This window comes from Paenibacillus germinis, assembly GCF_013141785.1.
Taxonomy (GTDB): Bacteria; Bacillota; Bacilli; order Paenibacillales; family NBRC-103111; genus Paenibacillus_E; species Paenibacillus_E phytorum.
On record NZ_WHOC01000133.1, the window covers coordinates 38,595 to 55,660 of the forward strand.

Sequence of the window (17,066 nt, forward strand, 5' to 3'; positions counted from 1 at the left end):
CATTTCTTGCGAAAGGGTGATGTCCTTACAATGAATGGGACTGTCGTCAGCCGCCATTTTCACATGACAAAAAAGTATGCTTTCAGGGATTACCACCGCCAACAGAGTTATGAACGAAGTCATCAAGGCCCTGACGGAGGTTTCTGCAGCGACTCCCGATACTGTCCTGGAGTTATTCCGACAAGCTTCTTAAAGACGCGCATGAAATTTTGTCGTTGATACCCGACTAGACTGGAAACTTCGCTAACAGGCAAATCGGTTTCCGATAATATTTGCTTCGCTTTCTGGATGCGGTAATCCGTCAAAAAGTCGATGAAGGCAGTTTGCTGTATTTTTTTAAACCATTTACTTAGCTGAAATGTGCTGACACCGCAATGATCTGCGCATTCTTCAAGCGAAATATCCCGATTATAATTGTCGTGAATATAATGAACCGCTGTCTTCACCAAGCGTTCATATTCCACGTGGCGATTCCCCTGAACGGCAGCGATAATTGGCGCGATCAAGGCGGTTATAAACCATGTGTTGATATCCTCAATGCTTTTCAATTTCCGGATATAGGAGTACGGATCTTCTTGTCCGAACAGTTGTTTCGGCTCCACGTGCAATGCATAGGCGGTACGCAGCGTAGCGGCTAGCAGCTGATTGTAATAGAGAAGCACGCCTTCTGGTGAACCTGCCAGCCTTTTGACCGAATCCATGAAGTCGTTCAACATTCGTTCTGCTTCCTCTTGGTTACCCAGTTTTAGTGAATTCTCGTAATGCAGCTCCAGCTCAACCGGATAGATGCCCTCGCTTACGTTGCTGCCCTCGTCCTGAAGCACTTTATTCCTCCCCACAATGATGCGCGATTCTAGCGCAAACATCGCTTGACGGTACATTTCCGGCAATTCCTTCAGCTCATAACCTGTCCCGCTTAACCCGGCCGTCACTGGGAGACGCACAAAGTTCGCCAGTGTCTCCCGCATCTTCTCGGTGAAAATGAAGAAATCAGGCTCCACTTTGTCCCACTCTGGAGCTCCCGGAACACTCCATAACCACGAAACAATGCTGTCATTAAATACGTTAACCGTAACGCCTTGCCAACCGCTCTGCGGAATAAGATCATCGATAATGTTTTTCATGGCAAAGAGCATAAGCTCCTTATCACTGTCGCGAAATCTCCCCTTCTGGTTTGCATTCATGTCGAATGCAATCGCAATCACGGCAAACTCCGCTTGATCTGGAAGTCGATACCTTTTCAGCAATTCATCCATTTGTTCGTCTGTATAATAAACGAATTGGCCCTGAAGAAGCTGCAGGACGAACGTCTCGCGAATGATAGGCAGCTGATACGACAGCTCATTCTCCAGCTTTGATGCCGTATGCTTCAAATCTAACCAATTGCGATGAACGAAGCCCATCTCATCTGCATCAACATCTGTACTAGAGCTGGAGTCACCTCTCATACTAGCCAGCAATCGTTCTACCGGTCGATAAATCTTTCGACTTCCCAAGAACGACACGATGACGCCGACGAGCAGGAAAAAGAATACAATTCCCATCGTCATAATCGCGATGCCTCTCGATTTAGCGTGCAATTCTTTTACCGGAATAACATCGATATATTTCCAATGGCTGTAATTCGAAGTGATACTTGTAACCAGATAGGTAGTGTCGTTCCAGGTAAAATTATACTTCGACTGGACATCGCCCGCCTGCAGAATGTGCTCATAGAAGTTACCCGGCTGCACTCGCTCAGAGGATGTAGCGACTAATCCTCCATTCTCGTTCACAACGAACATGGACTGTCCTTTATAGACGGTCGAAACTCCAATGATATCTCGAATTAGACTCGAATCTACTGACGCTAGAACGAGTCCAATTGGAAAGCTGTTGTCAAGCGGAAACTTGCTCATAAGAGTAATCCCTCTGCTCTTCTCCGCATAGGACGTCACAGGGAACGTTTCCTCCAACCAACGCTGCCGGTAATCTTTCTTTAATTCATTATCGAGCTTTTCACGAGAAAATAAGCCGTCTGGACGAATGACTCCGTTCGTCGGAGACATATAGGCAATATCAGGGATATATAACGCTAGCTCTCGTAAATCCTTGTTAGTATTTTGGAAAGCCCCTAGGGTCTTGTACACTTTACTGAAGAAGTCTATCTGATCGGCACTTAAATCCTTGTTATAGTCGGACAGAAAATAAGGTGTATTTAGTAACTGCAGCAGATTAATCTGAATCGTCTGCAGCTTATTATCGACATTATCGGAAGCAGACTTCAGAAATTGATAATTGGCCTTATTCACTTCGGTCTCTACAACAGATGAGGAATAGAGGTAGCTGCCTATTCCGGTAATGACCGTTGGTACAATCGATATAAATAGGGAGACGGTAATCATTTTCCGCAGCATGGATTTCTTCTGTTTGGAAAACAAAGCCAGCAGATTCAAGTCGGTGCTCCTCTCAGGTGTAAGCGTTCACAGGTATATACTCTAACCGAGAACGCCTGTCGCATGCAAGGCTCATTTTTTGCGCATGAATAGTTGTGGACGCGATAGGACTCCACTAATCTACCAGTTACTTTAACAAACAAAAGAGGAGTTACCGCGAAGTAATCCCCTCAACAAAAGTTTTCACACCTGGACGATTAGCTTCTTATAGAAATCATCAAGTTCGATCGATTGGCCATTATTTAATCGGGATTGTTCAGCTGCAAACGCCATAAGATGACTGCGTACTGATGCCGATGCGGACGTAAGGCTCTCACTGCCATTGTAGCCGGACACTTCCTTCAGGAAGTTGCGAACAATGCCGCTGTCTCCGCCCCCATGCCCCGACGTTTGTTCTGGGATTTGAATCTCAGTGTTTTCGTGGGTAACGAAATCCATAACCGTAATTTTGCCTTCCTCGCCGCGAATTTCACCCTTTGTACCCATTATCTGAATGCGCCGTTCCTGATGGCGAGTGAATCCGCACATACTGAATGTTGCCGTGGCGCCGCCCGCGAATTCCATGTTAACAACTTGATGGTCTACTACATTGTTATCACTCTTGTAAGCACAGCGACCGTAATTCGTTTCCTTTAATCCCTTTACAATGTTTTCCCGTGTAAGCTCTTCGGTAAAATGCCGCGCCCAAGCTTTCCCTTCGCCAAAGTAGAAGCGCGGCGCCGAATAGGGGCACGTAGCTTCCACTGCACATGTGATGCAAGTATCCGAAGCGCCCTCAGGCGCGTTGCCGGAATGGAAATGCTTCAGAGAACCGTAGGAGCTGACGCGCAGGCAAGATTGATCCATCAGCCAAGATAAGACATCCATATCGTGACACGATTTGGCTAGAATCATAGGGCTCGACTTGTCAGCGTTGTTCCAATTCCCCCGGACAAAGCTGTGTGCCATATGCCAGTAACCGACGTTTTCGTTAAGCTGAATGGAAACGACCTCGCCGATACGGCCTTCTGTAAGGAGCCGCTTAATCGCAGACCAGAACGGCGTGTACCTAAGCACGTGACAGATCGTAAGCAACCGTTCGTTCTCTTTGGCGGCCCGTTCCATCGCGATACATTCCTCAGGGTCCGGAGACATTGGCTTCTCAAGCAGGACATGATACTTGTTCTTTAACGCTTTTAACGTTGGTTCATAATGCATCCGGTCCTGTGTAGAGATGATTGCAACATCAGCCAGCTTCGGCTCTTCGAGAATCTGCTCCCATGACATATATTGACGCTCAGCCGGGATACCATGCTGAAACGCAAATTTGGCCAACCGTTCCGGATTCGATTCAGCGACTGAAACGAATTTAAGTTCATGCGGATAATCGAGCGCATAATTCGCGTAAGCCGCACCTCTGGCTCCTGCACCGATCATAATTGCTGTAAGCTGTTTCATAAGACACTCTCCCTGAATAATTTCACCAATAAAATTCCCGATTTTTAATAACTCTTACAAACATGCAGCTTTAATCAAAATAGACTCGCCTGCCCGCAAGTCAATCGTAAATGTTTCCCCAATCCTGACAGAACGAACGTTTGTATTTTCCCCCTGCGCAATTTCGAGCTCTTCCGCATCAAAACAGTTGAGTACTTGAAGCCTGACATCCCGATCGGCCTCGAGAGTAACGTACAGAAGTCGACCATTTGCGATTTCAGCAGAAACGAGGCTTCCCATCCCGCCCCTGAAACGACGGAAGGATACGCCATTTTGCTTCCATTCGTCCGGAATAGCCGGGAAGAGGCGGATGAATCCTTCGTGATTTTGTAGCAGCATTTCCCGCAGGGCGTCCGCCGCCGCCATTTTGCCCTCAAGGGTGAACGGCCGATAGTGGTACGAGCTGTACCCCATCTTCTTCTGGTCACCGTTGAGGTGAAATCCGTTACGAGAAATAAACGCATCCCAGAAAATATGAAGATATCGGTACGCCTGCTCGCCATTTCGCGCGCGAGCATACAAATCGGCCACCCACGCGAACGAATAACCGACCCATGCTGCAGTACCGAGCTGCTCGATCTGTGCAAGCGACGCTTCGATGATCTCGTTTTCCCTCTCAGATCGGCCGTACTGCACTAGATTGAGCGGATAAATCGCCATCAGATGCGACAAATGGCGGTGGCTCTCCGCAAGCGACTCGCTCGGGCTAAGCATGAGCACGTCGTCCTCATTAACCGCAAGCTCGGATAGCTGCGATCGAATGTCTCCCCATTCCTTCGCCTCTAAGTCCCGTCCGAGGAGTTCCTCATATTGCTTCAGCGTTTCGAACAAATAGTGAAGCAGTGCCAAATCGTTATTGCTGTTCGCCGTCAGCCATGCGGCCGGCGAATTGTTATGAATTTCGGGCGAGCTAGACAGCGGCAGCAAAAGCTTGCCCTCTGGGCCCGGCTTCAGCCAATGCAGGATGCAGGCCGCAGTTTCGCGGAAATATACATACGTCTTGCGCTCCAGAAAGTCTCGGTCGCCCGTATACAGCCAATAATGGTCGAATGCTTGACACAGCAAAATTTGATTAACTAGGTTCGTAGTGTACATCACCCAGCCACCGAGCGGTTCGCCGCCGATTCCCATAACCGAAGGTAAACAAATGCCCGGCGCCTCAAAAAACCGCTCTGCGAACGCAAGGGCCTGCGGCCTCAGGTTCCAGAGTAAGTCGATGAAGCTTTCCCCTTCTTCCATATGATTCGCTTTCATATAAGGCCAGTAGCTGAGCTGGGTGTTCAAATCATTATGATAGTCGCCCTTGCACGGCGGCAGCTTACCTCCGTCCGCCGTCCAAACGCCCTGCAGCGGCATCGGCGGCGCCCCTTTGCGGGAGCATGATCCGAACAAATAATGCGTATGCCTCCGAACCCGCAGCAATTGTCAGCAAAAGGCAGCGGAACAAGCTCCAGTCCTTTGACCTTGGATAGCAGCGCCATTGGTTCCGCTTTCACACCAAGCAGACGGCTGCCGTGACAGGAAGGATGATACGTCACCTTGTGCGGGAACACCGCACCCAAATCTGTTACCCCTAAAACGCCGACCAGAAACTGTGTAAACTCATACGTTTTAGCACAAAGCTTCTCCGCTCTGGCAAGCAGAACGGGATCGTTCTCAAACAGCTTCGGGTAGTAGTGCTGAATCATGCCGGTGCATGAGCCAGATGGGGAAATGACAAAATCACTGTCTTCAAATGCATCTAACAGCGTGACAGCCGCTTGGCGCGCTTCCTTCCAGTAGCCGCTGTTGAAAGCCGGCTGTCCGCAGCACGTTTGGGATGCGGGAAAGTGCACCCGAATCCCATGACGAGCCAGCAGCGTGACCATGGCCTCGCCAACTCCAGGATAAACGGAGTCGCTTAAGCATGTAATAAACAAAGAAACTTTCATTGCCTTTATCTCCTATACACTTAAACTTCATACCCTTCAGTCAATATGAAAAACTTCATCCATAGATGCCCACCATTCGCCTTCAAGCCGCGTCGCAAGCGGCTCTTGGCATGGTCCACAAATCTCCCACCATTTCTGAGTTGTAGGATCTGCTGCCATCTTAGCCATATCCTGCTTGAAATCTTCACCGATGTACTCAAAGTAACTAAATAAATAGCCGTCTTTATAATAAATGGAATAATTGCGGATATTGCATTCATGGATCATCTTGAGAACGTCTTGCCATACGTTGGCATGCAGTCTTTTATATTCTTCGAGCTTCTCAGGTTTAACCTTGATCACACTTCCATAACGATTCATTGGTAGCACGCATCCCTTTTATTCAGCTTGAATGCCATAAAATTTTGCCGCTGTTCCGCCTAATATGGAAGCTCTTTCTTGTTCCGCATATTCGGCAATTGCATGATTAGTTTGCACCCAGACTTTCTCAAAGTCCCCCGCCAAGTTGGCCACTGGCCAATCGCTCCCAAACATGAGGCGATCCGCTCCAAAATGCTTTAATGCATAGTCGATATAGGGTCTCAAATCTTCTGCGTTCCAAGTATGCCATTCCGCTGCAGTATTCAATCCAGATACCTTTGCATACACGTTCGGATACTGAGCCGCAGCAGCAAATTGTTCCGCCCATGCGCCCATTTGCTTTTCCTTGATCGGAGGTTTGGCGAAGTGGTCAATCACCATTCTCAGATCCGGTACTTTCTCAGCCAAATACGGGATATGTTTCAGATGATTTGGGAACACTCCTACTACATCGAAGGTCAAGCCGTAAGAAGAGAGAATCTTGAGTCCCTCAATCACCGAATCACGGATGACCCAGTTTGGATCCTTCTCCTCGTGAATCAGATGACGAACCCCTTTGAAGAAAGGATTTGCGGCATATTCCTGCAGCTTTTTATCCGCCACTTCCGGAATGTTCAAGGGCACCCACCCAACAACTGCGCCTACCCATTCTCTTTCTCCGGCTACCTTCAACATATACTCGGTATCTTCATAGGAATTCATGGCTTGCACGATGACCGCTTTGTTAATACCGGCCTCGCGAATCAATGGTTCCAATTCATCAGCTTCAAAGCTGCGGCATATCGATCCGTAAGCCGGATCCATCCAAGGGTAAGCAACCTTCTCCAAATTCCAAAAATGCTGATGGGCGTCTATTACCATGGGCGGAAGCTCCTTTGCTTGAACTTATCTCACTCGGTACTCATTAAAATACTTAGGCAAAATGGTTGTCGAAGCTCCTGGCATTTCAGGAAGTACATAATGCCCGTTTACAACAGTCGCAGGCTCTTCAAAAATGTGACGGATCCAAGGAATATATTCCAACATAATTGCACTTTGTGTAGACGCTACAAGATGCTGATGAATTTGACCCATATCACCAACATGCGGACAAATCGGGATATCGTAGGAAGCAGCTAAGCCGGCCACCTGCAGCCATTCCGTAATACCGCCTACACGGGTTACGTCAACTTGACAATATTCGATTGCGCCTTGGTGAATGTAATCTCTGAATGCATATTTGTTGTACACATGTTCACCAAGCGCAATTGGAACATTCAGCTCGTCAGCCAGCTTTTTATGTCCCATAATATCATCCGGATTAAGTGGCTCCTCCAACCAGAACAGATCGAATTCTTCTAGCTTTTTGCCCCAAGTCATCGCTGTATTGATATTCCACTGCTGATTGACGTCGATCATGAAGATCACATCGTCGCCGATCGCCTTCCGTACCGCCTTGCAGCGAACATAGTCTTCACGCGGATCTGGCTTGCCGACTTTGATTTTAACACCTGTAAAGCCTGACTCTACGATCTCCGTTACATCCTTAAGCAAACGGTCTTGCGACCAGTTCAACCAACCGCCGTTCGTATTGTAGGCTTTAATCGGTTTAGATTTAGCTCCCCCAAGGTACTGCCATAGCGGTTTATTCGAGGCTTTTGCCATAATGTCCCATAAAGCAATATCCACAGCTGCAAGCGCCATATGCGTTACGCCAGATCGGCCGATCCAATGCATTTTGCCAAAGCGCATATCGTTCCACAGTTCTTTGACCATAAACGGATCTTTGCCAACTAGAAGTGGTGCATAGTATTTATCGATCGTATCGACGATCATATCATCGCCATGCGCAGTTGTTCCTGTGTAACCATAACCGACAAAACCTTCATCCGTATAAATGCGCACACCGGCTAATCCCCAGTGTGTAGCAACGTTAATAGCATCGGTAATTGGCGGTGTAATCGGTACATGCAATACAAAACTTTCCACTTTAGTAATCTTCATCTGATCCATCTCCTTAGTTTGAGTAAATGTAAGTTATATTTAGTAACCAAGCGACGCTCCGCCATCAACGGGAAGAGCTACGCCGGTAACGAAACCAGATTGAGGGCTGGCCAAGAAGAGCGCCGCTTGCGCGACTTCTTCCGAAGTAGCCGGCCGACCCAGCGCATGCATATCATTCAAAATCTGAATGGTTGATGCCGGATCATCCTGCTCTTGAATCCATTGTTGCAAAAGTGGCGTAGAGACACCGGCCGGGCAGATACAATTTACACGAATGCCATCTGGCGCGTAGTCGAGTGCCAGAGATTTCGTCATTGCGATAACTCCGCCTTTTGTCGCGGCATAAACGGGATTCATCTTTTGTCCTACTAAACCATTTAACGAAGCCATATTAACGATGGCTCCGCGCGTTTTCCTTAATTCGGGGAGCGAATGCTTGATCATAAGGAAAACACTCTTCAAATTAACGTTGATCAGTCGATCCCACTCATCCAGTTCAATATCCTCCAGAAACTTAGGCAAAATGACAGCTGCGTTATTCACGATAACATCCAGATGGCCAAATTTATGTAACGTCCCTTGGATAAGTGCCTTGACATCCTCTTCCTTCGAGACATCTGCCTTCACCGCAGCGGCGTATTGGCCGACTGACGTTAACTCATCTGCCAAACGCTCGGCTTCCTTCACATTCCAGTCCGCGATCACAACCTTCGCGCCTTGAGCGGCGAATAAACGTACAATCGCTTCGCCAATTCCTGATCCGCCACCCGTTACGATGGCCGTTTTTCCATTAAGTAGCATCTTGGTTTGCCTCCATTCCTTGTTATCAAGAGTCATCACTTTTTGTATAATCATTTATCATGTATGATATTCGTGAAAAAAAATTAAAGAAAGAAGCTTCTAGTACGCACGTGCGATTTAACCAAATGGTTCAGCAAAGCTTTTTCCGCTTCCTCAAAATTCTTTGCTGCCAAACAACTTACAACCAACATGTGTTCATTCCATTCTTCTTCAATCACTTGCAGATCCATTCCCTTTTGAATAACTGCTAGATATCTCTGTATTCTCTGTATATACATCGTGATCAGGTTCTTCAAGGACTGATTTGCACAGTAATCCAGTATTAAACCATGCAAGCTTTGATTCATCTCAGCTATCAAATTAATTTTCTCTGCAATTTCTGTCGGCTTTCTGTTAGACCATCTCTTCATTTTTGATTTCAAATCAACTAACAAAGGATCAGGTATGTTGGGAGCTGCTTTTCTAATCGCCAAGCATTCTAATTCTAATCTGATTTCAAAGATTTCATCCAGCTCTTGCAAAGTCATCTCTGCTGCATACATGCCTTTAAATGGCACCATATTTACCAAGCCCTCAGCAGTCAATCTGGATAGCGCTTCACGAATAGGAATATTGCTGACCTCAAGTTCACGGGCTAATTGATCGATATTAATTTTATCCCCGGGAACAATGTGGTGATTGAGGATTTGTTCTTTCAATAAAGCATAAATTTCATCTGTCAGAACGTACCGGCTTAAACTTTTTTTCAAAAACTTCAACTCCACCCACGATCGAATCGTACACGATTTATGATATCAGATAAATGACTACTACACAATATATGAAGAGAAATTAATCTTAAATCTAGAATTCGGGGCCACCACTGTTCGCGAAAACGCACTTGATTAATTTGGCAAGGAAAAGGAGCCCCCATCCGTAGCTTCTTGAGAACGGGGCTCTTGATCATTTCTTCGCCATATGCAGCCCGCGATATACGCACTACCTTTTGTTGACGGTTTGTGGCACTCCAGGCTTACAATGCCTGAGTAGTGTGTTGTCGTGTTTTCAGTTAAAGCAAAAGTCGATGTTATATTGTAAGTTCCGTCCAATAGAATAACCTCGATGTCTCCTGTCATATTGGAACTCACGGTGCGAACCTTATCTCGTGCACCCGTTAAGGAACATGGGGAAGCAAGCGTACAACAATTTCCGCTTCCTGTCGGTGATGCATAAAACGTATTTTGAACAGCAGCATAAGATGTTTGCGGATTAATGAGGGCACTTACAAATAGTGATAGAATAAGACATAAAGAAAGAACCCATGTAGAAAGTTTAGACTTCCTAGAAAACTACCCAAGATCAACATAAATACCTCCCATTTTAAGTGCAATTAAGGTGCAGCATTATTCGCTTTCACAGTTTCTGGTTAGTCTAGTTAGAAGAAGGGGAGAGTATAGAGTCGCCCTTTTGAATGTCGGTTGCTCTCATTTCAACTAACAGGCTGTCGAGTTGGCATTTAATTTCCCGACTGATCGTGAGGTACTGTGACGGTTACAGATGCAATCGTCTTATTGCCCGCTTTGTCGGTTGCCGTATAGGTTATCGTATAAATACGTCCAGAACCTTGACCCGATCTTTCGGCACGCAAAAGAAATGAATTATCCGTCGTACCTATATTTGCTTGAATATCGCCTTGTCCACTATCCGGTTCATTGCTTGTAATGGAAGTTAGCACCACTGACGCAACTCCAGATACAGTATCACTCGAACTCAGGTTGGCATTTACAGTCACCATCTTGTGATTCGCTGGCCATATGGACGTTTTATCTAGTTGAACGGCTAGCGCAGGTGCCGTTTTGTCAACTTTGAACTCGATGGTTTTGATTGGCTCTATATTCCCCGCTTGATCCGTGCTGCGATAATCGATCCTATAAATGCCTTCACCAAAGGCTGGGATAGATCCGGTATAGGTGATCCATTCTCCGTTATTTACTTGGTATTCGGTTTTCGCCACGCTAGATAGATTGTCATATACAGAAAAGCTTACCGTTACATCCGACGCATACCAACCGTTGCTGCTGTTAAGTACTGCCGGACTTACAGAAGCAATACTGAGTGGCGCTGTCTTGTCGATTTTAACCGTTGCCGTCTTCTGGGCTTCTGTATTGCCCGCTCCATCTACGCTCCAATATTGAATGGTATGAACGCCTTCCGTTGTCAGCACGACAGAAGTTCCGGTTTGCTCAGCTCCATCGTTTACGATGTATTTTGTCGTCAGAACGCCTGGTTCACTATCCGTTGCGTTTAAGTTTACTGTGGTGTCTTGATTGACCCAGCCTGTTGGCGAATTGTCCGTTGTCGTTGGCGCTGTAAGATCAGCAAGTCCCAGTTCGAGTACCGGACGGTTGCTTGCCGTTGTATTCTCATACGCTCCATACTCTACAACTGAATTCCCCGTCGCTCCCGGCTGTGACGCACGAATTTTCACAGACAGCCTCTTGTCTGCTGCTGCCATTGCGCTTAGCACCTGACTCGATACGTCGATTTCATGCACGCCAATCGTTGGAGAGAAGGTGCCTAGTACCGTTCCTGTGGAAGCAGGTTTATTACTCCAATTGATTGTGCCTTCCTTCCACGTATTGTTGTTGACCAGCTCTACTACTTGAGATGGCGCGTCTGGACTGGTGATCGTCACATTCACCTTGATCTTGGCGGCTGTTACGCTGCTTGTAACCTTTGACATATCAAATTTCAGGTATGACTCCCGGTTATAGCCGACTACCTCCGATTTGACAACAAGTGTAGGCGTCGTACCGAAATTTGTGCTCGCACTGCCTCCATCCCTTACATAGGCATCATCCATGGAATCGAGCAGAATCTTGCCCGGCGTCTGGGTATTTGGAATACTTCGCGTCTGAACCGGTGCCGGTATTCCCCATGCATTAATCTTATCGGGCACAGCTACTGGTGAGATTGTTAAATCAGGTAAGCTGCTTCCTGCATACAGAATGACCGATTCATCTTTTTGCAAATCGACTTGAACGACGCCATTTCCTAAGTCCGTCACGTTAAACGTTCGGTTACCGTACGCTTTCACCGTTCCGGATAAGCCCGTTTTAATCTTTAACGGCTCGCCGGCCAAGCTTTGAACACGCACGAATTGTGTCAATCCGCCCTGCCTTTTAGCTGAAACCTGAAAGCCGCCTTCTGCGAGCATTTGATGGAATTGCGTATCCTGCCAAGCCGTCGGTACAGCCGGGAAGATACGAATCATACCGTTATAGCTCTGCATGAGCATTTCTTGAATCGCTTTATCGAAATATAGAGGAGTTTCAATCACCGGACCCGACGCTTCCATATACATGGTATTGGGCCTCGATGATGAGAGAAGTGAATTCAAATAAGGTATTGCAGCATCTCCGTTATTCCTCAAGGATTCGAGAATAGCTGCTACAGGGTATGAAAACCCAGCAAATGAACTTGGAAGGCCTAGCCAATGATCAACGGATTGATCAATTAAAGCACCCTGGGTTGCGTCGTCATACGTATAATCGAAAAAAGGATGAATCATTAATAAGTGCGAATCGTGACGATGGGAAGTGGTCAAATTCAGTCCCTGTCCAATCATAAAGCCATACGTAGGATCAGTCGGATAAGGCGTCAGATTAGTAAGAATGTCCTGCGCCGTCACTGCGATACTGTCGTTTAATCCGAGCCGCCCATTGGCTTCAATAATCGCTTTACATAACCATTTTAATGGCGCTAAGCTATAATTCGCATCTGGCGCACTGCCGTATTCAGGAGAATACGAATTGGGAAGATGATACTTGCCGTCTGCTTTCTTCGTCCCCAATATATGAACGAAATAATTCAGACTTCCCTTCATCAGCGGAAACAACTTGTCATTCAACAGACTATTATCCATGGTCGTTTTATATTGCATCCAAACATTCTGCAGCGCCCAAGCGAGATTGCCAGGTTCATTGTATTGGGTTACGGGCAGCTTCAGATCGATACCGCCTTGTCTTCCAATGGCATAAGAATCCGAACTATATGGTGCTGCATTGGCAGCAAGTGCAGCTCTTTTATCATATAAAGCATTGACCAGCGAATTCCCCAAATCGCTATGATTGGACGCGTATAATGGGGCGTAAGTAAATTGATTATTCATATTCCACCAAACACCAGGCCAACCGGTTGGTTTAAACCATGGTCCCAATAAATCCATGATCGGCTTATCGCCGCGAGTAGCTGAAGCCAGTTTGTACAGCTGGATCCAATAATAGCTTTCTTTCTTCGCATCTGGAATCGTTACAAAGCTTTTTGGGTAGAAATCGTGCCACCAGACTTGATGGGAAGCTCGCAGGCTATTGATATCGATGGCAGCAGCGTTGTTTACCGCATCGACAGCTTCTTGCTTGGCCGTCGTTCCAGGATAGGAGAAACCTTCACTGATATAGATCTGTTTGTGATTCGCGTCTATCGTTTTAAATTTCCACGCAGTCGCATACTGGCCAACCCCTTGACCGTCCGTATGATAAATCGTATTTTCCGGCATTGACTGCACGCTTACTTGAACGTCACCGACTGCTTCCTGCGTTTGAGTAGGATAAGCTACATAATCTGCTGGAGGGTTATATCTCGTACTCTTTGATGCGTCCGGTTTCCACGTCCAAGTGTATCCGCTTTCACTTCCGGTTGTCGTCACATCGAGGACGATTACATTCTGCGATGCATGGGCAAAGCTGTTGATCGAAATCGATCCCTGATCAGTTAGAACCTTGCCGTTGGCTTCCGCATTCCATAAACTGAGCCGCATGTCGCCAGTTGGATTCCCCCCAACATATCCGAGTTCAAAATGCCCGTTAGGCAGACGTCCCCCACTAAATAGCGGATCGTAACCTTTTCGATGATCGAATACGTCCGTTCGACTTACTTCGAAATTCAATTTTTTTGCGGCTTCCTCTTGCCAAAACATCGTACCGAGAAGTCCATTTCCTAAGAAAACGCCCTCTTCCCATTTGGATGGAAGCTGCCCCCAAACCATATCGCTTCTAGATAAAAAATCGGACCAGTTAATGTTGACGCTTATATCCGTTGCATTCGTTGCGGCTTTTACTGATTTGATTCCAATTGGTGCAGAGGCAATTACAAGAAGTGAACAAAGGGAAGCAAGTACAAATTTTTTCATCGAATAAACCTCCTGAATTTTTTGAAGCTTTTACTAACTAATGACAAAGAGTCTTCGCCACCGTATCATAAACAGAATCAACATCCCCCCCCCCTCAATCGCAATCACTCAATAAGTAACCACATTACTTATGCTTAGGATATAAAAAATACAAGCGTGCTCATCCAGAAGAATAAACACGCTTGCACTTTTTCAAAGAACATCTCTTAAAAACTTTTATTTTTTCTCCAAGTACTTTGTCTCTAAGTTAGCTTTGAGATCATTGGTTACTTTCATAATATCGTTTTGGAACGTATCAGCATTGTCTTTCGTAACAACAACAATACCGCCATCGACTGCGTATGCATCTTTTTTGGGTACCCATCCGTCAGCCATTTCTTTTAACAACAGCATGGACAAGTAGCCTGCACCGAAGGAATTCTGTGCAATTGTTGCGTCCATCGTGCCATCTTTGATGGCTTTAACAACAATTGGATCCGTGTCAATGCCAATAGAATGAATAGTCCGCTTGTTGCCTTTACTTTTGTAATCACTCATAACCTGAGCAATGGCAACCGTAGGGGTAAATCCAGTAGCAATAATACCGTCTACTTTATCGATGTTGGCAGCAATTGCGCTGTCAACCTTCTGAACCGCTTCTTCTGTACTTTTCATGCCGGAAATCTCTTGAATGATTTTTACATCAGGGTGTTTCTTAACAACTTCTTCTATACCTTGTTTACGTAAAATGGTGTTCGAGTCTTCCAACACTTCAAGAACGTTAATAATGTTCCCTTTGCCACCCATCAAAGTGATCAGTTTCTCTGTTGCGACCATTGCTGCCGCTTTAGCGTCGGTTCCAACAAAGAACGATGCTGTCGTTGGTTGAACCGTAGATGCGCCGAAGTTGACAAACTTGACTCCGCGTTTCGTTAATTCTTCATACAATCCGTTTGCTCCACTGCCGTCAGATGGATAAATGGAGAAATATTTGACGCCTTTGGCTGCTAAAGCTTGTACATTGTCGGTTTCACTCGGCTGCTTCCAGTCGGGGCCGATTTGTTTCTCAACTTTAATGCCGAAGTCTTTCTCAAAAGCTTCCACGCCTTTTTTCACTTCTTCAAAATACGGGTGCGGAGCGGATGCATACCAACCTAATTTGTAATCTGTTTTTTTGGCAGCCGCCTCTGTAGCAGTCGGTTTCGTTGTTGAAGTCGCCGAATTGTCTACTGCCTTGGATGCACCGCAGCCAGCTAGCAGTGTTCCTGTAAGCGATAATACCACAAGTGAAACAAGGCCCCTTTTTGTTGTTTTTCCCATTTGTTTTTCCTCCTTTGGCTTTTGAAACCCTTTTCATTACTATGTAAAATGGCAGTGAGCTTGCTTACTCCCATTTCAGCATCATGCACGTGCTAAGCTAAATATTGACCAATTCTGTCGCTTAATTCCTCATACGAGTAAGGTCTATCATTAATATCATTCAGTTCACCCACAATTTGAAACTCTCTAAAAACAAGTATTCGTCTTGCGAGCGTACACAATTCAGGCAGGTCAGATGAAATGACAATAATCGATTTCTTCTCGACCTTCGCTAAATTCCAAATCAGCTGATGAATATATTCCTTGGCCCCAACATCAACGCCAACTGACGGTTCATCGATAATTAAAATATCGCAGCCTGCAGCGAGCCACTTCGCAATACTTACTTTTTGCTGATTGCCGCCACTCAGTCCGCCAACAATATCGTCTGGACCGGTCACTTTGATATTAAGTGCTTTTATCATCTGCTGTGCTGCGGATTCTTCCGATTTCAAACTAATTTTTCGGATCATCGGTTGAACAATTTTACTCCAGATAGTTATTCCAATATTTGTTTTTACGCTTTCCTCCAGAATGAGGCCTTCTTCTTTGCGGTTCTCGGATACATACCCCAAGCGATATTTGTATAGACTGTCCGCCATACTTTTAATGGATGCTTTCTTGCCGCCTATCACCACTTCACCAGCGTCCATCGTATCCTCGCCGATCAAAATCTTGGCGAGTTCCGTTCTTCCGGATCCTACAAGGCCATAGAATCCTAATATCTCACCTTCGTGCAAGTCGAGATTGATATTGTTGAATCGCCCTGCTTGCGTTAAATTCTTAACCTCAAGAACTTTATTGCTCTGGTTAATATCGAGCTGCCCCAAATAATGATCTTTGGTTTCTCGACCAATCATCATTTTCACAATATCTTGTTTGGTCAAATTAATTCGATCCTTGGTACCAACATACTTTCCATCACGTAAGACAGATACTTTATCACTGAGCGATAAAACTTCCTCAAGTTTATGTGATACGAATATAAGTACAACACCTTGGTTCCTTAGTTTAGTTACAAGTGTAAATAGTTTTAAGGCTTCATGTTTCGTTAGTGAGGAAGTGGGTTCATCGAGCAACAAAACCTTTGCATTAGAAGATAACGCTTTGGCGATTTGAATCAGTTGTTTTTGCGCTGCACTCAATCCTGAAATAATGGTTGTAGGATCCATGTCCAAGCCGACCATCTTCAAATATTTGGCTGCTTCCGCATTAATCTGTTTCCAATTGATGATTCCTGCATTCGCAAATTTGCTAATTTTATCTATAAAAATATTTTCAGCGATACTGTATTGGGGAATAACTTGTATCTCTTGGTTTACAATACTTATTTCGCTTTCCAATGCATCACGAAAACTTGCAAAATGTACTTTCTTTCCGTTCAAAATAACCTCGCCTTCGTCAGGCTGGTACAGGCCACAGATAATTTTAATTAGTGTACTTTTCCCTGCTCCATTCTCCCCTAATAGCGCGTGAACTTCTCCAGGATGGAATGTAATTGAAACATTGTCGAGCGCCTTAACTCCTGGGAAGGATTTACTAACACCCCTTAATTCCAGCATGTAATCCCTC

12 protein-coding genes are annotated in these 17,066 nt (G+C 45.7%); all 12 read right to left on the minus strand.

Annotated features, from left to right (window positions below; translation table 11 throughout):
- Window positions 1–122: 122 nt before the first annotated feature.
- Window positions 123–2,435, minus strand: a complete 2,313-nt coding sequence (locus GC102_RS23815) for a helix-turn-helix domain-containing protein (RefSeq protein WP_171691700.1) — start codon at window positions 2,433–2,435, stop codon at window positions 123–125.
- A gap of 183 nt (window positions 2,436–2,618) precedes the next feature.
- A complete protein-coding gene (locus tag GC102_RS23820; RefSeq protein ID WP_171691701.1) occupies window positions 2,619–3,872 on the minus strand; it encodes a Gfo/Idh/MocA family protein in 1,254 nt (417 codons plus the stop codon).
- Window positions 3,873–3,926: 54 nt separating this feature from the next.
- Entirely contained in the window at window positions 3,927–5,267 is a 1,341-nt protein-coding gene (locus tag GC102_RS23825) for a glycosyl hydrolase family 95 catalytic domain-containing protein (RefSeq protein ID WP_171691702.1), read from the minus strand.
- Window positions 5,192–5,842, minus strand: coding sequence for a (Fe-S)-binding protein (locus tag GC102_RS23830; protein WP_171691703.1), 651 nt, complete (start codon window positions 5,840–5,842; stop codon window positions 5,192–5,194). The genes GC102_RS23825 and GC102_RS23830 overlap by 76 nt, the downstream gene beginning before the upstream one ends.
- Before the next feature lie 36 nt (window positions 5,843–5,878).
- The gene (locus GC102_RS23835; RefSeq protein ID WP_171691704.1) at window positions 5,879–6,202 is read right to left on the minus strand and encodes an L-rhamnose mutarotase; all 324 of its coding nucleotides are present in this window, start codon (window positions 6,200–6,202) and stop codon (window positions 5,879–5,881) included.
- An 18-nt stretch (window positions 6,203–6,220) separates the two neighbouring features.
- The gene (locus tag GC102_RS23840; RefSeq protein ID WP_171691705.1) at window positions 6,221–7,063 is read right to left on the minus strand and encodes an amidohydrolase family protein; all 843 of its coding nucleotides are present in this window, start codon (window positions 7,061–7,063) and stop codon (window positions 6,221–6,223) included.
- Window positions 7,064–7,087: 24 nt separating this feature from the next.
- Window positions 7,088–8,185: a mandelate racemase/muconate lactonizing enzyme family protein gene (locus GC102_RS23845; protein ID WP_171691706.1), complete on the minus strand. Its 1,098-nt coding sequence runs from the start codon at window positions 8,183–8,185 to the stop codon at window positions 7,088–7,090.
- A 39-nt stretch (window positions 8,186–8,224) separates the two neighbouring features.
- Window positions 8,225–8,986, minus strand: coding sequence for an SDR family NAD(P)-dependent oxidoreductase (locus GC102_RS23850; RefSeq protein WP_171691707.1), 762 nt, complete (start codon window positions 8,984–8,986; stop codon window positions 8,225–8,227).
- Between the two features lie 83 nt (window positions 8,987–9,069).
- The gene (locus GC102_RS23855; RefSeq protein WP_171691708.1) at window positions 9,070–9,735 is read right to left on the minus strand and encodes a GntR family transcriptional regulator; all 666 of its coding nucleotides are present in this window, start codon (window positions 9,733–9,735) and stop codon (window positions 9,070–9,072) included.
- A 746-nt stretch (window positions 9,736–10,481) separates the two neighbouring features.
- Window positions 10,482–14,156, minus strand: a complete 3,675-nt coding sequence (locus GC102_RS23860) for an OmpL47-type beta-barrel domain-containing protein (protein WP_171691709.1) — start codon at window positions 14,154–14,156, stop codon at window positions 10,482–10,484.
- A gap of 216 nt (window positions 14,157–14,372) precedes the next feature.
- Entirely contained in the window at window positions 14,373–15,455 is a 1,083-nt protein-coding gene (locus tag GC102_RS23865) for a sugar ABC transporter substrate-binding protein (RefSeq protein ID WP_171691710.1), read from the minus strand.
- Between the two features lie 92 nt (window positions 15,456–15,547).
- Entirely contained in the window at window positions 15,548–17,056 is a 1,509-nt protein-coding gene (locus tag GC102_RS23870) for a sugar ABC transporter ATP-binding protein (RefSeq protein ID WP_171691711.1), read from the minus strand.
- Window positions 17,057–17,066: the final 10 nt, after the last annotated feature.